15 protein-coding genes are annotated in these 19,497 nt (G+C 69.8%); 13 read left to right on the forward strand and 2 right to left on the reverse strand.

The annotated features are described in order from the left end of the window. Nucleotides 1-65 precede the first annotated feature (65 nt). Nucleotides 66-674, reverse strand: coding sequence for an SACE_7040 family transcriptional regulator (locus ACTWOL_RS13705; protein ID WP_474296955.1), 609 nt, complete (start codon nt 672-674; stop codon nt 66-68). 84 nt (nt 675-758) lie between these two features. Here ACTWOL_RS13705 and ACTWOL_RS13710 point away from each other — a divergent pair, with 84 nt between their 5' ends. The 10 genes from ACTWOL_RS13710 to ACTWOL_RS13755 all read left to right on the forward strand — a co-directional run bounded on the left by ACTWOL_RS13710 (nt 759) and on the right by ACTWOL_RS13755 (nt 14,177). Beyond that, a complete protein-coding gene (locus ACTWOL_RS13710; RefSeq protein WP_474296956.1) occupies nt 759-2,390 on the forward strand; it encodes a carboxyl transferase domain-containing protein in 1,632 nt (543 codons plus the stop codon). 30 nt (nt 2,391-2,420) lie between these two features. Then, a complete protein-coding gene (locus tag ACTWOL_RS13715; protein ID WP_474296957.1) occupies nt 2,421-4,475 on the forward strand; it encodes an acetyl/propionyl/methylcrotonyl-CoA carboxylase subunit alpha in 2,055 nt (684 codons plus the stop codon). Further along, nucleotides 4,468-5,418: a hydroxymethylglutaryl-CoA lyase gene (locus tag ACTWOL_RS13720; protein WP_474296958.1), complete on the forward strand. Its 951-nt coding sequence runs from the start codon at nt 4,468-4,470 to the stop codon at nt 5,416-5,418. Before ACTWOL_RS13715 ends, ACTWOL_RS13720 begins: the two co-directional genes overlap by 8 nt. A gap of 2 nt (nt 5,419-5,420) precedes the next feature. Beyond that, the gene (locus tag ACTWOL_RS13725) at nt 5,421-6,587 is read left to right on the forward strand and encodes an acyl-CoA dehydrogenase family protein (RefSeq protein WP_474296959.1); all 1,167 of its coding nucleotides are present in this window, start codon (nt 5,421-5,423) and stop codon (nt 6,585-6,587) included. A 373-nt stretch (nt 6,588-6,960) separates the two neighbouring features. Then, complete coding sequence (locus tag ACTWOL_RS13730; protein WP_474296960.1) at nt 6,961-8,001, forward strand: ABC transporter substrate-binding protein; 1,041 nt, start codon at nt 6,961-6,963, stop codon at nt 7,999-8,001. 2 nt (nt 8,002-8,003) lie between these two features. Beyond that, on the forward strand, nt 8,004-8,915 hold the full coding sequence (locus ACTWOL_RS13735; protein ID WP_474296961.1) for a siderophore-interacting protein: 912 nt from the start codon (nt 8,004-8,006) through the stop codon (nt 8,913-8,915). A 223-nt stretch (nt 8,916-9,138) separates the two neighbouring features. Next, a complete protein-coding gene (locus ACTWOL_RS13740) occupies nt 9,139-10,581 on the forward strand; it encodes a pyridoxal phosphate-dependent decarboxylase family protein (protein WP_474296962.1) in 1,443 nt (480 codons plus the stop codon). Continuing rightward, nucleotides 10,565-11,845 (forward strand): lysine N(6)-hydroxylase/L-ornithine N(5)-oxygenase family protein, encoded by a 1,281-nt coding sequence (locus tag ACTWOL_RS13745; protein ID WP_474296963.1) that lies wholly within the window; start codon nt 10,565-10,567, stop codon nt 11,843-11,845. Before ACTWOL_RS13740 ends, ACTWOL_RS13745 begins: the two co-directional genes overlap by 17 nt. Beyond that, the gene (locus tag ACTWOL_RS13750) at nt 11,842-12,396 is read left to right on the forward strand and encodes a GNAT family N-acetyltransferase (RefSeq protein WP_474296964.1); all 555 of its coding nucleotides are present in this window, start codon (nt 11,842-11,844) and stop codon (nt 12,394-12,396) included. Before ACTWOL_RS13745 ends, ACTWOL_RS13750 begins: the two co-directional genes overlap by 4 nt. Next, the gene (locus ACTWOL_RS13755; RefSeq protein ID WP_474296965.1) at nt 12,393-14,177 is read left to right on the forward strand and encodes an IucA/IucC family protein; all 1,785 of its coding nucleotides are present in this window, start codon (nt 12,393-12,395) and stop codon (nt 14,175-14,177) included. Before ACTWOL_RS13750 ends, ACTWOL_RS13755 begins: the two co-directional genes overlap by 4 nt. Before the next feature lie 386 nt (nt 14,178-14,563). Here ACTWOL_RS13755 and ACTWOL_RS13760 read toward each other — a convergent pair whose 3' ends face one another. After that, nucleotides 14,564-16,174, reverse strand: coding sequence for a beta-N-acetylhexosaminidase (locus ACTWOL_RS13760; protein WP_474296966.1), 1,611 nt, complete (start codon nt 16,172-16,174; stop codon nt 14,564-14,566). A 158-nt stretch (nt 16,175-16,332) separates the two neighbouring features. Between ACTWOL_RS13760 and ACTWOL_RS13765 the strand changes: the two genes are divergently transcribed. From ACTWOL_RS13765 to glmS, 3 genes are all read left to right on the forward strand, one after another. Further along, entirely contained in the window at nt 16,333-17,193 is an 861-nt protein-coding gene (locus ACTWOL_RS13765) for a DUF4429 domain-containing protein (protein ID WP_474296967.1), read from the forward strand. Nucleotides 17,194-17,306: 113 nt separating this feature from the next. After that, nucleotides 17,307-17,585: a hypothetical protein gene (locus tag ACTWOL_RS13770; RefSeq protein WP_474296968.1), complete on the forward strand. Its 279-nt coding sequence runs from the start codon at nt 17,307-17,309 to the stop codon at nt 17,583-17,585. 59 nt (nt 17,586-17,644) lie between these two features. Continuing rightward, nucleotides 17,645-19,462, forward strand: a complete 1,818-nt coding sequence (gene glmS / locus ACTWOL_RS13775; protein WP_474296969.1) for a glutamine--fructose-6-phosphate transaminase (isomerizing) — start codon at nt 17,645-17,647, stop codon at nt 19,460-19,462. Nucleotides 19,463-19,497 lie beyond the last annotated feature (35 nt).

The following is a 19,497-nucleotide window of genomic DNA, read 5'->3' on the forward strand; positions in this document are numbered from 1 at the left end:
GCCGTCCGGTGTGCGGAGCGTGCCGGACGTCCCACAGCCCGGACGCCGCCGCCGACGCCCCGGGCTCACACCTGCGGGGACGGTGCCGACAGTGACGCGAACGCCCCGTGCGCCAGCTTGCGCAGCAGCGCCTCCATGGCGGAACGCCCGGGCAGGCCGTTGCCGTACGAGCCGAGGTGCGGGGTCGAGTTCAGCAGCCCGAACACGGCGTGTACGGCCGCCCGCGCCTGGCCCTCGGGGACCTCCGGATGGAGCTTGCGGACCACGTCCACCCACAGCTCGACGTACTGGCGCTGCAGCTGTCGCACGAGCTTGCGGTCGCTGTCGCGCAGCCGGTCCAGCTCACGGTCGTGCAGGGTGATCAGCGAGCGGTCGTCGAGCGCGAAGTCGATGTGGCCGTCGATCAGTGAGGCCAGCACCTGCTCCGGGACGCCGTCGGCCTCGGCGACCCGGCGCCGGCCGCCGTCCAGCAGCCGGCCGGAGATTCCGACCAGCAGTTCGGCGAGCATCGCGTCCTTCCCGGCGAAGTGACGGTAGAGACCGGGGCCGCTGATACCGACCGCGGCTCCTATCTCGTCGACGCCGACGCCGTGGAAACCGCGCTCGGCGAAGAGCCGGGCAGCCTCCTTGAGGATCTGCTCACGCCGGGTCGAGGCGTCGGTCCTGGTGCTCATGCCACCGATTCTAGACAGGGCGGTTAGCGCTCGTTAACCTGGAGGAAATCGGTTAACGCTCATTAACAAGGAGGGGCTGGACCGATGCAGCAGGCACCTGTGCTGGCGAGTGCGGCGGATCCCGCATCCGAGGCCTGGCAGGCCAACGAGGCGGCACACCGCGAGCTGACCGACACGTTGCGCGCGAAGCTCGCCGCAGCCCGGCTGGGCGGCGGTGAGAAGGCCCGTGCGCGGCACACCGCACGCGGGAAGCTGCTGCCGCGCGACCGGGTGGACACGCTCCTGGACCCGGGCTCCCCGTTCCTCGAGCTGGCCCCGCTCGCGGCCGACGGGATGTACGACGGGCAGGCCCCGGCGGCCGGCGTGATCGCGGGCATCGGCCGGGTCAGCGGCCGCGAGGTGGTGGTCGTCGCCAATGACGCCACGGTCAAGGGCGGCACGTACTACCCGATGACGGTGAAGAAGCATCTGCGCGCCCAGGAAGTGGCGCTGGAGAACCGTCTGCCGTGCGTGTACCTCGTCGACTCCGGCGGTGCCTTCCTGCCGATGCAGGACGAGGTCTTCCCGGACCGTGAGCACTTCGGCCGCATCTTCTACAACCAGGCGCGGCTGTCCGGTGCCCGCATTCCGCAGATCGCCGCGGTGATGGGCTCCTGCACGGCGGGCGGCGCCTATGTGCCGGCGATGAGCGACGAGGCCGTGATCGTGCGGAACCAGGGGACGATCTTCCTGGGAGGTCCGCCGCTGGTGAAGGCCGCGACCGGAGAGGTCGTCACGGCCGAGGAGCTCGGCGGGGGCGAGGTGCACTCCCGGATCTCCGGTGTCACCGACCATCTGGCCGAGGACGACGCCCACGCCCTGCGGATCGTGCGGAACATCGTGGCGACCCTGCCCGAGCGCGGCCCGCTCCCCTGGTCCGTGGAGCCCGCCGAGGAGCCGAAGGCCGACCCCTTCGGGCTGTACGGGGCCGTGCCGGTCGATTCGCGTACGCCCTACGACGTCCGGGAGGTCATCGCCCGCATCACGGACGGCTCCCGGTTCGCCGAGTTCAAGGCGGAGTTCGGGCAGACCCTGGTCACCGGCTTCGCCCGGATCCACGGCCATCCGGTCGGCATCGTCGCCAACAACGGCATCCTGTTCGGCGAGTCCGCCCAGAAAGGCGCGCACTTCATCGAGCTGTGCGACCAGCGCGGCATCCCCCTGCTCTTCCTGCAGAACATCTCGGGTTTCATGGTCGGCAAGGACTACGAGCACGGGGGCATCGCCAAGCACGGCGCCAAGATGGTCACGGCCGTGGCGTGCACCCGGGTGCCCAAGCTGACGGTCGTCGTCGGCGGCTCCTACGGGGCGGGCAACTACTCGATGTGCGGCCGGGCCTACTCCCCCCGCTTCCTGTGGATGTGGCCGAACGCCAAGATCTCCGTGATGGGCGGCGAGCAGGCCGCCTCGGTGCTCGCGACGGTCAAGCGCGACCAGATCGAGGGCCGTGGCGATGAGTGGGCCACCGATGAGGAAGAGGCGTTCAAGGCCCCCATCCGCGCCCAGTACGAGCAGCAGGGCAACGCGTACTACGCGACCGCCCGGCTGTGGGACGACGGGGTGATCGACCCCCTGGAGACCCGGCAGGTGCTGGGTCTGGCCCTGACCGCCTGTGCCAACGCCCCGCTTCCGCAGAAGGACGGCGCGGCTTCCGGCTTCGGCGTCTTCCGGATGTGAGGGACTGCTGTGGACTTCAAGGGACAAACGATGTTCGACACGGTTCTGGTCGCCAACCGCGGTGAGATCGCGGTCCGCGTCATCCGCACGCTGCGCGCCATGGGGGTGCGCTCGGTCGCCGTCTTCAGTGACGCCGACGCCGACGCCCGGCACGTCCGGGAGGCGGACACCGCGGTGCGCCTCGGTCCGCCGCCGGCGGCCGAGAGCTATCTCTCGGTGAAGCGGCTGCTGGACGCGGCGCGGCTCAGCGGGGCCCAGGCGGTCCACCCGGGCTATGGATTCCTCGCGGAGAACGCGGCGTTCGCGCAGGCCTGCGAGGAAGCGGGCCTGGTCTTCATCGGGCCCCCCGCCTCGGCGATCTCCCTGATGGGCGACAAGATCCGGGCGAAGGAGACCGTACGCAAGGCCGGGGTGCCCGTGGTGCCCGGCTCGTCCGGCTCCGGGCTGACGGACGAGCAGCTCGCCGACGCCGCACGGGAGATCGGCATGCCGGTGCTGCTGAAGCCCTCCGCGGGCGGCGGCGGCAAGGGCATGCGTCTCACGCGCGTCGAATCGGCGCTCATGGAGGAGATCGCCGCGGCCCGGCGCGAGGCGCGGGCCTCGTTCGGCGACGACACCCTGCTCGTGGAGCGGTGGGTGGACCGGCCCCGGCACATCGAGATCCAGGTCCTCGCGGACGGGCACGGCAATGTGGTGCACCTCGGCGAACGCGAATGCTCCCTGCAGCGCCGCCACCAGAAGATCATCGAGGAGGCGCCGTCCGTCCTGCTGGACGAGGAGACGCGCGCGGCGATGGGTGAGGCCGCGGTGCAGGCGGCGCGGTCCTGCGGCTACCGCGGCGCGGGCACGGTGGAGTTCATCGTCCCGGGCGGCGACCCTTCGGCGTACTTCTTCATGGAGATGAACACCCGTCTCCAGGTCGAGCACCCGGTCACCGAGCTGATCACCGGCCTGGACCTGGTGGAGTGGCAGCTGCGGGTGGCGGCCGGCGAGCGCCTCGGTTTCACCCAGGAGGACATCCGGCTCACCGGTCACGCCGTCGAGGCCCGGATCTGCGCGGAGGACCCCGCCCGCGGGTTCCTGCCCTCCGGCGGCACGGTGCTCGCGCTCAACGAGCCCCAGGGCCAGGGCCTGCGCACCGACTCGGGCCTCAGTGAGGGCACGGAGGTCTCGAGCCTCTACGACCCGATGCTGTCGAAGGTCATCGCCTACGGGCCCGACCGCCCGACCGCGCTGCGCAAGCTGCGCGCGGCGCTGGCGGACACCGCCACCCTCGGTGTTCCGACGAACGCGGGCTTCCTGCGCCGTCTGCTCGACCACCCGGCGGTGGTCTCGGGCGACATGGACACGGGGCTCGTGGAGCGGGAGGCGGACGGGCTCGTGCCCGGTGCGGTGCCCGACGAAGTGTATGCGGCGGCCGCGCTGCTGCGGCAGCCCGCGGTGCCCGAGCGGCACGGCGGCTGGGTCGACCCCTTCTCGGTCCCGAGCGGCTGGCGGCTGGGCGGCGAACACGCCGCGACGGTGCACCACTTCCGTATCCCGGGCCATGACCCGGTGACGGTCGGCGTGCGCGATACGCCGTCGGGGGTGGAATGCGCCGTGGGCGACGCGACCGCGAAGCCGGTCCGGCGGGTGAGCACGGCCCCCCGGGCCGCCTCCACCGCCCCGGACGGGGCCCCGGGACAGTCGGTCACCGTCGAGGTCGACGGGATCACCCATGCCTTCCGCCACGCCCGCGGTCCCGAGGGCGTCTGGCTCGGCCGGGACGGCGACTCCTGGCACGTCCTGGACCACGACCCGGTGGAGGCATCGCTCAGCGGCGCCGCACGCCAGGGTGCCGACACGCTGGCAGCGCCGATGCCGGGCACCGTCACGGTGGTGAAGGTCGCGGTCGGCGACCTCGTCGACGCGGGCCAGAGTCTGCTGGTCGTCGAGGCGATGAAGATGGAGCACGTCATCTCCGCCCCGCACGCCGGCACCGTCACCGAACTGGACGTCACAGCGGGAGCCACCGTCGCCATGGACCAGGTGCTCGCGGTGGTCGCCCCGCACGAGGACGGATCGAAGGAGACCGGCGATGACTGACGGACTGCCGATGGAGGTGCCCGTTCCGGGGCTGCCGCCACGGGTGCGGATCCATGAAGTGGGTCCGCGCGACGGCCTGCAGAACGAGAAGGAGGTCGTGCCGACGGAGGTGAAGGCGGAGTTCATCCACCGTCTCGCCGACGCCGGCCTCACCACCGTCGAGGCGACGAGCTTCGTCCACCCCAAGTGGGTGCCCCAACTGGCCGACGCCGAGGACCTGTTCCCTCGTCTCGGCGACCTCGGTGTCCGCGGCGGGGTGGCTCTGCCCGTCCTCGTGCCGAACGAGCGGGGTCTGGACCGCGCCATCGCGCTGGGCGCGCGCCGGATCGCCGTGTTCGGGTCCGCGACCGAGACGTTCGCGGCCCGGAACCTCAACCGGACGGTCGCCGAGTCGCTCGCCATGTTCGAGCCCGTCGTCGCCCGCGCGAAGGACGACAAGGTCCATGTGCGGGGCTACCTCTCGATGTGCTTCGGCGACCCCTGGGAGGGCAAGGTGCCCATCCACCAGGTCGTCCGCGTCGCCAAGCAGCTGATGGACCTGGGCTGCGACGAGCTCAGCCTCGGGGACACCATCGGCGTCGCGACACCCGGCCATGTGCTCACCCTTCTCGCCCAGCTCAACGAGGAGGGCGTTCCCACCAGCGCCATCGGGGTGCACTTCCACGACACCTACGGCCAGGCGCTGGCCAACACGCTCGCGGCGCTGCAGCACGGCGTGACCACGGTCGACGCCTCGGCGGGCGGCCTCGGCGGCTGCCCGTACGCCAAGAGCGCCACCGGAAACCTCGCCACCGAAGACCTCGTGTGGATGCTCGACGGCCTCGGCATCGAGACCGGGGTCGATCTCGGCCGGCTCACCGCCACCAGCGCGTGGATGGCCGAGCAACTGGGCCGGCCCAGTCCTTCCCGCACCGTGCGTGCCCTGTCCCACAAGGAGTCCTAGTCATGTCGCTCGACCACCGCCTCTCGCCCGAGCACGAGGAACTCCGCCGTACCGTCGAGGAGTTCGCCCACGACGTCGTCGCCCCCAAGATCGGCGACTTCTACGAGCGGCACGAGTTCCCCTACGAGATCGTCCGCGAGATGGGCCGTATGGGCCTGTTCGGTCTGCCGTTCCCCGAGGAGTACGGCGGGATGGGCGGCGACTACCTCGCCCTCGGCATCGCCCTGGAGGAGCTCGCCCGGGTCGACTCCTCGGTCGCGATCACCCTGGAGGCCGGTGTCTCACTGGGCGCCATGCCCGTCTACCGCTTCGGCACCGAGGAGCAGAAGCGCGAGTGGCTGCCCCGGCTGTGTTCCGGTGAGGTCCTCGGCGCGTTCGGTCTGACCGAGCCCGAAGCCGGCTCCGACGCGGGCGGCACCAAGACCACGGCCGTGCGCGACGAGGCCACCGGCGAGTGGGTGATCAACGGCTCCAAGTGCTTCATCACCAACTCGGGCACGGACATCACGGGTCTGGTCACGGTCACCGCGGTCACCGGCCACAGCCCCGAGGGCAAGCCGCTGATCTCCTCGATCATCGTTCCGTCCGGGACTCCCGGCTTCACCGTCGCCACCCCCTACTCCAAGGTGGGGTGGAACGCGTCGGACACCCGTGAGCTGTCGTTCTCCGACGTCCGCGTCCCGTTCGCGAATCTGCTGGGCGAGGAGGGGCGCGGCTATGCCCAGTTCCTCCGCATCCTCGACGAGGGCCGCATCGCCATCGCGGCGCTCGCCACGGGCCTCGCCCAGGGCTGTGTGGACGAGTCGGTCAAGTACGCGAAGGAGCGGTACGCGTTCGGCCGTCCGATCGGCGCCAACCAGGCGATCCAGTTCAAGATCGCCGACATGGAGATGCGGGCCCATATGGCCCGTATAGGGTGGCGCGACGCGGCCTCCAGGCTGGTCCTCGGTGAGCCGTTCAAGAAGGAGGCGGCGCTCGCGAAGCTCTACTCCTCCACGGTCGCCGTCGACAACGCCCGCGAGGCCACCCAGATCCACGGCGGCTACGGCTTCATGAACGAGTACCCGGTCGCCAGGATGTGGCGCGACTCCAAGATCCTTGAGATCGGTGAGGGCACCAGCGAGGTCCAGCGCATGCTGATCGCCCGGGAGCTGGGGCTCACGGGCTGAGTCCCAGCGCGGCCTGCCGCGCCACCGTGTCCGACGGTCGGGTGTTCCCGGATCCTGCGTCCGGGAACACCCGGCCTCGGCATGTCAGGGCGACCCCGGAGGCTCTCCGTCCTTCCGGCGCACGGCCGTTCCGCCGTGAAGCCGGCCGCTTTCGCCTGGCCCCGGGAGCTCCTCGGCGAGCGCCGGTGGTTTCCGGCCACCCCCTAGTCCCAGCACCCTCTGAACGCACAGGAGTTACGAGGCGCGAGCCGGGGCCGCGGTCGCCGCCGGGGCATTGCCGCGACCCCACCTCTGGACAACTCGTGAGGTTAGGCTAACCTACCTTCGAATCCCGCCAGAGGCCGGCCCCGGCACGCACGAAAGCGAAACCCTCATGCCCAATGCACGCGCTTCCCACCTGACCCGCCGCGGCATGCTCGCCGCGGGCGGCGCCCTCGGAATAGCCGCGGCGCTGACCGCATGCGGTGGCGAGAAGAAGAACGACACGGCCTCCGATGCCAAGAAGTCCGGCCCCTGGGAGTTCAAGGACGACCGCGGCCAGACGGCCAAGGCGAAGTCCGCCCCGAAGAACATCGTCGCGTTCTCCGGCACCGCCGCCGCGCTCCACGACTTCGGCATCGAGGTCAAGGGTGTCTTCGGCCCGACCTACGTCGAGGACAAGGCCAAGGGCACCAAGACCCCCGACGTCCAGGCGGGCGACCTCGACATCAACAAGGTCAAGGTCCTCGGCAACGTGTGGGGCGAGTTCAACGTCGAGGCGTACGCGGCGCTCAACCCCGAGGTCCTGATCACCGACATGTGGGTCAAGGACCAGCTCTGGTACGTGCCGGACCAGTCCAAGGACAAGATCCTCAAGCTGGCTCCGAGCGTCGCCCTGTGGGCCTCCGACGCCACGATGCCGAAGGTCCTCCAGCGCCATGTCGACCTGGCCGAGTCCCTCGGCGCCGACGTGAAGGGCAAGAAGGTCACCGACGCCAAGGCCGCGTTCGAGAAGGCCGCCGCCCGGCTGCGCGCCGCCGCGAAGGCCAAGCCCGAGATCAAGGTGCTCATCGGCTCCGCGAGCGAGCAGCTCTTCTACGTCTCCACCCCGGTGCGCCCCACCGACACGCTGTACTTCAAGGAGCTCGGCGTCAACTTCGTCACTCCCACCAAGCTCGACGAGCAGGGCTTCTTCGAGGGCCTGAGCTGGGAGAACGTCGACAAGTACAAGGCCGACATCATCATGATGGACAACCGCGCCTCGGCTCTGCAGCCCGAGGCCCTGAAGTCCAAGCCGACCTGGGCCAAGCTGCCCGCCGTCAAGGCCGGGCAGGTCATCCCGCGCGTCACCGAGCCCATCTACTCCTACGAGAAGTGCACGCCGATCCTCGAGGCGCTCGCCAAGGCCATCGAGAACGCGAAGAAGGTCGCCTGACCATGACGGCAGCCGCAGCCGCCCCGTTCCGTTTCTTCCCTCTGCAGGTCGTACGGACGCGGCGGCTCGGCCCGTCGCTGATACGGATCACGTTCGGAGGGGACGCGCTCGCGGACTTCGCGTCCGGGGGCCGCGACCAGTCCCTTTCCCTGTTCCTGCCGCACCCCGGCCAGGACACCCCCGTCGTACCGGTGGCGCGGGACGGGGACATGTACGCCACGCTCGGCGCCTGGCGCGCGCTGCCGGACGATGTGCGGGCCGTGATGCGCTCGTACACCGTGCGGGAGCAGCGGCCTGGACCGGGCTCCGCCGGCCGGCACGCTGAACACGGCCGGCACGCTGAACACGGCGCACACGGGCAACACGGCGAAATCGACATCGACTTCGCCGTCCACGAGGACGGCGGGCCCGCCTGCACCTGGGCGCAGAAAGCTTCCGCCGGTGATCGGGTGACCGTGCTCGGCCCGGCGGTCGCCGACAACACCGCCGTACGTTTCCGACTCCCCTACGATGCCGACTCGCTGCTCCTGTGGGCCGACGAGACGGCCCTGCCCGCCGCTTCGGCGATCCTGGAGTCACTGCCCGCCGGCATCCGTGCGCAGGTCTGGCTGGAAGTCCCTTACACACAGGACCGGTTGACGCCGAAGACGGCCGCCGACGCCACCATCACCTGGCTGGTGCGGGGCCAGGGTGCACCCTCCGCCGTGGAGGCCGTGCGCGCCGCCGAGCTCACCGGATCGGCCCCGTACGCCTGGATCGCCGGCGAGTCCGGCTCCGTGAAGGCCCTGCGCCGCCATCTGGTGAACGAGCGCCGTTTCGACAAGCGCCGGGTCACCTTCGTCGGTTACTGGCGCAAGGGCTTCAGCGAGGACGCCCTGCGCGAGACCCCCGACGACGTCGCCGACGCGGCATGAGCAGAAGCCCGGCCGAGCTCTTTCGGCCACGCCGCTCGGCGCGTCCCAGGGGACACCACGCCGAGCGGCAGCCGAACTGTGAGGCAACTCCCGCAGTTCGGGCGGGTCATGGGTCAACAACCGTGCGAATTTAGGTTAGGCTAACCTTACCAACACGCCGCCCCTCGCCCCCCGCTCTCTGTCCGGAGGGCCGGCGCAGTCCCCGCATCCGGGAAGGACTTCCATGCGCTCGCACCTGCTCAACGACGCCACAGCTGAGCATTACCGGCGATCCGTGACCGAAGGAGTCGAGCGGGTGGCGAACAAACTCGCCACGACCCGGCAGCCGTTCACCGGTGTCACCCCCGAAGACCTCGCCCCCACGATCGCGGCCGTCGACCTCGACCAGCCGCTCGGCGACGCCACCGCCGCCCTCGACGAGCTGGAGCAGGTGTACCTGCGCGACGCGGTGTACTTCCACCACCCCCGCTACCTCGGCCACCTCAACTGCCCGGTCGTCATCCCGGCCGTCCTCGGCGAGGCGGTCCTCTCCGCCGTCAACTCCTCGCTCGACACCTGGGACCAGAGCGCCGGAGGCACACTGATCGAGCGCAGGCTCGTCGACTGGACCGCCGGGCGGATCGGCTTCGGCCCGGCCGGCGACGGAGTCTTCACCAGCGGCGGCACCCAGTCCAACCTCCAAGCGATGCTGCTGGCCCGTCAGGAGGCCAAGACGGACGACCTGTCGAAGCTGCGCATCTTCTCCTCCGAGTGCAGCCACTTCAGCGTCCAGAAGTCCGCCACACTGCTCGGACTCGGCGCCGACGCCGTCGTCTCCATCCCCACCGACCGGGACAAGCGCATGCAGACGGTCGCCCTCGCGGCCGAACTGCACCGGTGCCGCAAGGAGGGGCTGGTCCCCATGGCGGTCGTCGCCACGGCGGGCACCACCGACTTCGGCTCCATCGACCCGCTGCCCGAGATCGCCGGGCTCTGCGCCGAGTACGGCGCCTGGATGCACGTGGACGCCGCCTACGGCTGCGGACTGCTCGCCTCCCCGACGCGCCGTCATCTGCTCGACGGCATCGAGCACGCCGACTCCATCACCGTCGACTACCACAAGTCCTTCTTCCAGCCGGTGAGTTCGTCCGCCGTGCTGGTACGGGACGGGATCACCCTGCGCCATGCGACGTACCACGCGGACTACCTCAACCCGCGGCGCACCGTCGAGGAGAGAATCCCCAACCAGGTCGACAAGTCCCTCCAGACCACACGGCGCTTCGACGCCCTCAAACTCTGGATGACCCTGAGGGTCATGGGCGCCGACGGCGTCGGCCAGCTCTTCGACGAGGTCTGCGACCTGGCCGCCGACGGCTGGCGGCTGCTGGCCGGTGACCCCCGCTACGACGTGGTCGTCGAGCCCAGCCTGTCCACGCTGGTCTTCCGCTACATCCCGGAGCACGTCACCTCCCCGGCCGAGATCGACCGCGCCAACCTCTACGCCCGCAAGGCCCTGTTCGCCTCGGGTGAGGCCGTCGTCGCCGGAACCAAGGTCGACGGCCGCCAGTACCTGAAGTTCACCCTGCTGAACCCCGAAACGACCGTGGCCGACATCGCCGCCGTCCTCGATCTCATAGCCGGCCACGCCGAGCAGTACCTGGGAGAGAACCTTGTCCACGCGTCCTGAGAACCGTGACATCCACGATTTCATCGGTATCGGACTCGGTCCGTTCAACCTCGGCCTCGCCTGTCTGACCGAGCCCGTCGACGAGCTGAACGGCATCTTCCTGGAGTCCAAGCCGGACTTCGAGTGGCACTCGGGGATGTTCCTCGACGGCGCCCACCTCCAGACGCCGTTCATGTCGGACCTGGTCACGCTCGCCGACCCGACGTCCCCGTACTCCTTCCTCAACTACCTGAAGGAGAAGGGCAGACTGTACTCGTTCTACATCCGCGAGAACTTCTACCCGCTGCGGACCGAGTACAACGACTACTGCCAGTGGGCCGCCTCCAAGCTCGGCAGCATCCGCTTCGACACCACGGTGACCGCGGTCGAGTACGAAGCCGGCAGCGACCTCTACGCCGTCCGCACCAGCGACGGCCAGACCTTCCGCGGACGCCGGATCGTCCTGGGCACCGGCACCCCGCCGTACGTCCCGGACGCCTGCCAGGACCTCGGCGGCGACTTCGTCCACAACTCCCGCTACCTCCAGGCCAAGGAGGAGCTCCAGAAGAAGAAGTCGATCACTCTGGTCGGCAGCGGACAGAGCGCGGCGGAGATCTACTACGACCTGCTCGCCGAGATCGACGTCCACGGCTACCGGCTCAACTGGATCACGCGCTCCCCGCGGTTCTTCCCGCTGGAGTACACCAAGCTCACTCTGGAGATGACCTCCCCCGAGTACGTCGACTACTTCCACGCGCTGCCGGAGACGACCCGCTACCGGCTGGAGTCGCAGCAGAAGAACCTCTTCAAGGGCATCGACGGCGAACTCATCAACGAGATCTTCGACCTGCTTTACCAGAAGAACCTCGGCGGTCCCGTCCCCACCCGGCTGCTCACCAACACCGCGCTCCACAGCGCCCGTCACGAGGACGGCACCTACACGCTGGGGCTGCGGCAGGAGGAGCAGGAGAAGGACTTCGAGATCCAGACCGAGGGCCTGATCCTGGCCACCGGCTACAAGTACGTCACTCCCGAGTTCCTGGAGCCCGTGCGCGACCGGATCCGCTGGGACGGCCAGGGCCGCTTCGACGTCGCCCGCAACTACTCGATCGACACCACGGGACGCGGGATCTTCCTGCAGAACGCCGGGGTGCACACGCACTCCGTCACCTCGCCCGACCTCGGCATGGGCGCGTACCGCAACGCGTACATCATCGGTGAGCTGCTCGGCAGCGAGTACTACCCCGTCGAGAAGACCATCGCGTTCCAGGAGTTCGCCGTATGAGCACCACCGCCCCCGCCCTGGGGACATTCTCCTTCCGTCCCCTCGACCCCATCGCCGACGCCGAGCTCCTGCACGGCTGGGTCACCCACCCCAAGGCCGCGTTCTGGATGATGCAGGACGCCAAGCTGGAGGAGGTGGAGCGCGAGTACATGGCGATCGCGGCCGCCGAGCACCACGACGCCTTCATCGGGCTGCTGGGCGGCGAGCCCGCCTTCCTGATGGAGCGCTACGACCCGGCGCACGTCGAGCTGGTCGGGCTGTACGAGCCGGAGGCGGGCGACGTCGGCATGCACTTCCTGGTGGCCCCGACGGACACCCCGGTGCACGGCTTCACCCGGGCCGTGATCACCGCTGTGATGCGGGAGCTGTTCACGGACCCGGCGACCCGGCGCGTCGTCGTCGAGCCGGACGTCTCGAACAAGGCCGTGCACGCGCTCAACGAGGCCGTCGGCTTCGTACCCGAGCGTGAGATACAGAAGCCCGAGAAGAAGGCGCTGCTGAGCTTCTGCACCCGCGAGCAGTTCGAGACGGCCGTGGGAGCCGCCCGATGAGCACCGCCGTCGACAGCGTCTCCCACCTCACCCCCGCCCTGTGGGCCGAGGCGAGCCGTCAGCTGATCCGCAAGGGGCTCGCCGAGTTCTCCCACGAGCGGCTGCTCACGCCGAAGGACCTCGGGTCGGGCCGGTACGCGGTGCTCAGTGACGACGGCAGGACCGAGTACCGCTTCACCGCGGACCGTTTCGCCCTCGACCACTGGCAGATCGACACCGCCTCCCTCACGCGCCACCGCGACGGCGGCGAACTGCCGCTGGACGCCCTGGAGTTCTTCACCGAACTGCGCGGCGCCCTCGGTCTGTCCGACGAGATCCTGCCGGTCTACCTGGAGGAGATCTCCTCCACGCTGTCCGGCACGGCGTACAAACTCACGAAGTCCGAGGTGTCCGCCGCCGAGCTCGCAGGGGCCGGCTTCCAGGCCATCGAGACGGGGATGACCGAGGGCCACCCCTGTTTCGTCGCCAACAACGGGCGCCTCGGCTTCGGCGTCCACGAGTACCACAGCTACTCCCCCGAGGCAGCGGCTCCGGTCCGGCTGCTGTGGGTGGCCGCGCACCGTTCCCGTGCCACGTTCACCTCCTGCGCGGACCTGGGGTACGACAACCTCATGCGGGCCGAGCTGGGGCAGGACACCCTCGACCGGTTCGACGCCCGGCTGCGGGACCTCGGCCTCGACCCTGACGACTACCTGTTGATGCCGGTGCACCCCTGGCAGTGGTGGAACAAGCTCTCCGTCACCTTCGCCGCCGAGGTCGCCCAGCACCGTCTGGTGCCGCTCGGCGAAAGCGACGACGAGTATCTGGCCCAGCAGTCGATCCGTACCTTCTTCAACACCAGCGATCCGGCGAAGCACTATGTGAAGACGGCGATGTCCGTCATCAACATGGGCTTCATGCGCGGACTCTCGGCCGCCTATATGGAGGCCACGCCCGCCATCAACGACTGGCTGGCCGCCCTGGTGGCGAGCGACGACGTGCTGAAGGCGGTCCGCTTCTCGATCATCCGCGAGCACGCGGCGGTCGGCTACCGGCACCTCGAGTACGAGGCCGCCACCGACCGCTACTCCCCCTACCGGAAGATGCTGGCCGCGCTCTGGCGCGAGAGCCCGGTGCCGATGCTGGAGGAGGGCGAGCGCCTGGCCACGATGGCGTCCCTGCTGCACGTCGACCGCTCGGGGAAGTCCTTCGCGGGCGCGCTGATCGCGGAGTCGGGCCTGGACGCCGAGGTGTGGCTGCGCCGTTACCTGGACACCTACCTGGTGCCGGTGCTGCACTCCTTCTACGCGTACGACCTCGTCTACATGCCGCACGGCGAGAACGTGATCCTCGTCCTCGGCGGGGACGGGGCCGTGCAGCGCGCGATCTTCAAGGACCTCGCCGAGGAGATCTGTGTGATGGACCCGGACGCGGTCCTTCCGCCCGAGGTGGAGCGCGTGCGCGCCGAGGTCCCCGAGGACATGAAGCTGCTGTCGGTCTTCACCGATGTCTTCGACTGCTTCTTCCGCTTCCTGAGCGCCACGCTCACGGCGGAGGGCGTGCTGGGCGAGGAAACGTTCTGGCAGACGGTCGCGGCGTGTGTGTCCGACTACCAGGAGTCCATGCCCCAGCTGGCGGAGAAGTTCGCCCAGTACGACATGTTCGCCGACGAGTTCGCGCTGTCCTGCCTCAACCGGCTCCAGCTGCGCAACAACAAGCAGATGGTGGATCTCGCCGACCCGTCGGGGGCGCTCCAGCTCGTGGGCAGCCTGGAGAACCCGATCGCGCGGTTCCGGCGGTAGGGCCTCTCGTTTGGATCAGGCCGGATCAGTGAGCGGGGTCTGGTGCCGTGGATCGCAAGGCGGGGGATGGAAACGACGCGGTGGGGGTACCTCCCAGCGGTAGCTGGGGGACGTCGGCGACTGACGACAACGCGGCGTGGGGGTACCTCCCAGCGGTAGCTGGGGGACGTCGGCGACTGACGACAACGCGGCGTGGGGGTACCTCCCAGCGGTAGCTGGGGGAGCGCGGCACCAGGGCACGCGAGCCCGGCAAGATCCAAACGAAAGGCCCTAGGCCACGCGCCGCAGACCGGCGGGCGCCCCGCGGAGATACGGTCCTCCGCGGGGCGCCCGCTCTTTTCTCCCGTTCTTCTCTGCCGCTCGTTTCGCCCGCTCCCTTCGCCCGTCTACCCGGCGGGCCAGGGCACCTGCGGCGAGCGGTAGTAGTCGATGCCGAGTGCCGCCATCCGCGGCCCCTGCGCCGCGAGCCGCACCTTGTACGCGTCCCAGTCGTGGGTGGATGCCGGGGACCAGCCGAGCTCCGCGACCCCGGGGAGCCTCGGGAAGGCCATGTACTCGATGTGGTCGCTGGTCGAGAGGGTCTCCGACCAGAGCGGAGCCTCGACCCCGGCGATCGCCGACGCGGGCGCGCCCGGCAGATAGGCGCCGGGGTCCCAGTCGTAGGAGCGCCGCACCTCCACATAGCCGGCCCAGGAGAGGCCCAGCGGGGTGTCCTTGGTGTACTTCATGTCGAGGTAGATCCGGTCGGCGGGCGACAGGATCAGCCGGGTGCCGGCCCGCGCGGCCCTGGCGACCTGCTCCTTCTCCGCGGCACTGGTGCCGTCGAGACCCCAGTACTGGGCGATCGCGCCCCGGGCCGGGGTGGCACCGGTCATCTGGTGCCAGCCGACCACGGTCTTGCCGTACCCGGCCACGACGGCCTGGGCCCGGTCCATGAACGCCACATAGTCGGCGTGGCTGGTGGAGTGAGCCTCGTCCCCTCCGATGTGGAGGTACTTCCCCGGGGTGAGTGCGGCCAGTTCACGGATGACGTCGTCCACGAAGTCGTACGTCACGGGCTTCGCCACGCACAGCGAGCTGAAGCCGACGTCGGTGCCGGTGTAGAGCGGTGGGGCGATGCCGCTGCAGTTCAGCTCGGCGTAGGAGGCGAGGGCCGCGTTGGTGTGGCCCGGCATGTCGATCTCCGGGATGACCTCCATGTAGCGCGAGGCGGCGTGGGCGAGGATCTCCTTGTACTGGGCCTTGGTGTAGTGGCCGCCGGGGCCGCCGCCGACCTGTGTGGAACCACCGTAAGTGGCCAGGCGCGGCCAGGAGTCGACGGCGATGCGCCAGCCCTGGTCGTCCGAGAGATGCAGATGCAGCTTGTTGATCTTGTACAGAGCGAGCTGGTCGATGTAGCGCTTGACCTGCTCGACGGTGAAGAAGTGCCGGGAGACGTCGAGCATGGCGCCGCGGTGGCCGAAGCGCGGTGAGTCCGTGATGGTGCCGCCGGGGACCAGCCAGGGGCCGCTCTGGCGGGTGCGCTTCTCGAGGGAGGCGGGCAGCAGTTGACGGAGTGTCTGGACGCCGCGGAAGAGCCCGGCGGGGGTGCGGGCGGAGATGCCGACCCCGTCACGGCCGGACTCCAGCCGGTAGCCCTCGTCTCCGAGCCCCGGCGCACGGGATCCGAGCGACAGCCGGATCCCGCCGCGCCCGGTCCCGTCGGTGACGGGGAGCGCGTACCCGGTGGAGGGTCGCAGCAGGGCCGCCAGATACCCGCCGATGCGCCGCGTCTCGCGTAAGTCGCCGTCGACCCGGATCCGGGTAGACGGGGTGAGGGCGTAGGGGGCGCCGGACGGCCGTACCGAGGCGGGTGCGGGGACGACCTCGCCGAGTGGCCGGACCACGGGGGCCGGATCGTGTGCGGCGGCCGGGGCCGCTCCCGTACCGAAGGCACCCGCTGCCGCCACGAGCAGCAGGGAGCCGAGGAACCGGGGGAACGTTCTGCGCTGTCTCACAGGCTGGTCCCTTCCGAAGGGGTCACGACTGTGGTGCCGAGCAACCGAACGGTCACCATGCGTACCGTGCGCCACAGACACGGTCAAGGTGTAGACCACTTCCGCGTCACGATCACCGGAACCGCGCCGTCCGGTGACGCGGTGAAAGAATCGCCCGCATGGCGGAAATCACCGAGAAAAGCGGCGCGTGGACCTTCGACGGACAACACGTGAGGATCGTGCCCGGCCATGACAAGGGCGTGAGTCTGCTGCGCCGTACCCTCGGTGAACTCGTCGTACCCCTGGGCGCGTTGGCAGGCGTCTCGTACGCACCCGGCAAGAAGTCCGGGCTGCTGAAACTCCGTCTGCGCGAGGGCGCCGACCCGCTGCTCCAGGTCGCCCGGGGCAGGCTGGACGACGCCTCGGACCCCTACCGGCTGACCGTGTCCCCGGAACGCGCCGGCGTCGCCGAGTACTTCGTCGACGAGGTGCGCAACTCCCTGGTGCTCGAAGGCGTCGAGGACGGCCCCGTCGACGCGTATCTGATGGCCGGCCCGACCGTGCCCCTCAGCGTCGGCGCGGGCGACGGCACCGTCGCCTTCGACGGCGAGCAGATCCGGCTGGAATGGAACTGGAAGACCGACGACACCAAGGCGGCCGGCGGCCCCCAGGTCCTGGACCTCACCGAGGTCGCCGCGGTGGAGTGGCTGCCGGCCACCGGCCTGGAGAACGGTTACCTCCGCTTCCGGACGCACAAGGCCGGCCCCCCGCCGGCGCCGAAGTACGACCCCTTCGCCGTGGAGCTCTGGGGCTTCCGCAAGGACCCGCTGATGGCACTGGTCGGAGCGGCCGTGCTCACCCGGCTGCGGCAGGTGCGGGCCGTACTGGAGACCTTGCCGCCCCAGGAGCCCGCGGCCGCCGGGGACGATCATGACGCGCTGCTCCGCAGACTGCGCGAGCTGGGTGACTTGCATCACGCCGGGATACTGACGGACGAGGAGTTCACGGCCGCCAAAACCGCCGTCCTCAAGCGCATGTAGGACGGCGGGTAAGACCAGGAGAGCTCCGCCTTGTAACCTTGGTCACCCAGGTTCCTGCCCGAAACCGGGCAGGAATCTTGCGTTCACGGGCGGTCGCCCTTCAGTATCTACGGGTGCTCGATCGCCGCCCGCCGTCCCATGAGGACCTCATCGACCATCTGGTGCGCAGCACCGCGCTCCAGCGCGGTGAAGCAGCCCGGGTGGTACTCGACGTGCTGGCGTTCTTCGACGAGACCACCGAGGAATTCGTCCGCCGCCGGCACCGCGAGCTGCAGTCCGGCGGGGCGGTGAACACGGAGATCTTCGACCGGATCGCAGCCGAGCTGCGGCACCGGGCCGTGGCACCGCCGGAGCTCTCGCTCCGGCAGCTACGGCGGATCGTCTACGGCTGACCGCCGGGCCGTCGTACGGCCGAGCACACACCCATCGAACCTGGAGGGGCAAACACTCTATGTGCGGAATCGTCGGTTACATCGGGAAGCGCGACGTCGCGCCGCTGCTGCTGGAGGGCCTTGCGCGGCTGGAGTACCGGGGCTACGACTCCGCGGGCATGGTGATCACCAGCCCCAAGACGGCCGGGCTGAAGATGGTCAAGGCCAAGGGCCGCGTCCGGGACCTCGAGGCCCGCGTCCCCAAGCGCTTCGCCGGCACCACCGGCATCGCGCACACCCGATGGGCCACGCACGGCGCCCCGAGCGACCACAACGCGCACCCGCACATGGACCCCGAGAACAAGGTCGCCGTCGTCCACAACGGCATCGTGGACAACGCGATGGAGCTGCGCGCCAAGCTCGAGGCCGACGGGGTCGTCTTCGCCTCCGAGACCGACACCGAGGTGCTCACCCACCTGATCGCCCGCTCCCAGGCCGATTCCCTGGAGGAGAAGGTCCGCGAGGCACTCAAGGTCGTCGAGGGCACCTACGGCATCGCCGTGATGCACGCCGACTTCAACGACCGCATCGTCGTCGCCCGCAACGGCTCCCCGGTCGTCCTGGGCATCGGCGAGAAGGAGATGTTCGTCGCCTCCGACGTCGCCGCGCTGGTCACCCACACCCGCCAGGTCGTCACCCTGAACGACGGCGAGATGGCCACCCTGAAGGCCGACGACTTCCGCACCTACACGACGTCGGGCACGCGGACCACCGCGACCCCCGAGACCGTCGAGTGGGAGGCCGCCTCGTACGACATGGGCGGCCACGACACGTACATGCACAAGGAGATCTCCGAGCAGCCCGACGCGGTGGACCGTGTGCTGCGCGGCCGCATCGACGACCGGTTCTCCACCGTGCACCTGGGCGGGCTCAACCTGGACGCCCGTGAGGCCCGTGGCATCCGCCGGGTGAAGATCCTCGGCTGCGGCACCTCGTACCACGCGGGTCTGATCGGCGCCGGTCTCATCGAGTCGCTGGCCCGTATCCCCGCCGACTCCGAGCCCGCATCCGAGTTCCGCTACCGCAACCCGGTCGTGGACCCGGACACGCTCTACATCGCCGTCTCCCAGTCCGGTGAGACCTATGACGTGCTGGCCGCGGTGCAGGAGCTCAAGCGCAAGGGCGCGCGCGTCCTGGGTGTGGTGAACGTGGTCGGCTCCGCGATCGCCCGCGAGACGGACGGCGGCGTCTACGTGCACGCCGGACCCGAGGTCTGCGTGGTCTCGACGAAGTGCTTCACCAACACGGTGGTCGCGTTCGCGCTGCTCGCACTGCACCTGGGCCGCATCCGCGACCTGTCGGTGGCCGACGGCAAGCGGATCATCGACGGCCTGCGCAAGCTGCCCGCCCAGATCGCGGAGATCCTCGAGACGGAGGACGAGATCAAGAAGCTGGCGGCCGAGTACGCCGACGCCAAGTCGATGATGTTCATCGGCCGCGTCCGCGGCTACCCGGTGGCGCTCGAGGCCTCCCTGAAGCTCAAGGAGATCTCCTACATCCACGCCGAGGCCTACCCGGCCTCCGAGCTGAAGCACGGCCCGCTGGCGCTCATCGAGCCCGCGCTGCCGACGGTCGCCATCGTCCCCGACGACGAGCTGCTGGAGAAGAACCGCGCCGCGCTCGAGGAGATCAAGGCCCGCAGCGGCAAGATCCTCGCGGTCGCCCACCAGGAGCAGGAGAAGGCCGACCACACGGTGATCGTGCCGAAGAACGAGGACGAGCTGGACCCGATCCTCATGGGCATCCCGCTCCAGCTGCTCGCCTACCACACCGCCCTGGCCCTCGGCCGGGACATCGACAAGCCGCGCAACCTGGCGAAGTCCGTCACGGTCGAGTAGTCCCCGATCCGGGTCCGGCGCAGGTCCTGCGACCG

This window comes from Micromonospora sp. IBHARD003 (genome assembly GCF_056106285.1).

Bases quoted from the DNA above. Each gene is read 5' to 3' on its own strand.
- ACTWOL_RS13765 (WP_474296967.1), top strand. From the start codon at position 16,333: ATGGCGGAAATCACCGAGAAAAGCGGCGCGTGGACCTTCGACGGACAA.
- ACTWOL_RS13735 (WP_474296961.1), top strand. From the start codon at position 8,004: ATGACGGCAGCCGCAGCCGCCCCGTTCCGTTTCTTCCCTCTGCAGGTC.
- ACTWOL_RS13720 (WP_474296958.1), top strand. From the start codon at position 4,468: ATGACTGACGGACTGCCGATGGAGGTGCCCGTTCCGGGGCTGCCGCCA.
- ACTWOL_RS13755 (WP_474296965.1), top strand. From the start codon at position 12,393: ATGAGCACCGCCGTCGACAGCGTCTCCCACCTCACCCCCGCCCTGTGG.
- ACTWOL_RS13750 (WP_474296964.1), top strand. From the start codon at position 11,842: ATGAGCACCACCGCCCCCGCCCTGGGGACATTCTCCTTCCGTCCCCTC.
- ACTWOL_RS13705 (WP_474296955.1), bottom strand. From the start codon at position 674: ATGAGCACCAGGACCGACGCCTCGACCCGGCGTGAGCAGATCCTCAAG.
- glmS (WP_474296969.1), top strand. From the start codon at position 17,645: ATGTGCGGAATCGTCGGTTACATCGGGAAGCGCGACGTCGCGCCGCTG.
- ACTWOL_RS13740 (WP_474296962.1), top strand. From the start codon at position 9,139: ATGCGCTCGCACCTGCTCAACGACGCCACAGCTGAGCATTACCGGCGA.
- ACTWOL_RS13715 (WP_474296957.1), top strand. From the start codon at position 2,421: ATGTTCGACACGGTTCTGGTCGCCAACCGCGGTGAGATCGCGGTCCGC.
- ACTWOL_RS13710 (WP_474296956.1), top strand. From the start codon at position 759: ATGCAGCAGGCACCTGTGCTGGCGAGTGCGGCGGATCCCGCATCCGAG.
- ACTWOL_RS13725 (WP_474296959.1), top strand. From the start codon at position 5,421: ATGTCGCTCGACCACCGCCTCTCGCCCGAGCACGAGGAACTCCGCCGT.
- ACTWOL_RS13730 (WP_474296960.1), top strand. From the start codon at position 6,961: ATGCCCAATGCACGCGCTTCCCACCTGACCCGCCGCGGCATGCTCGCC.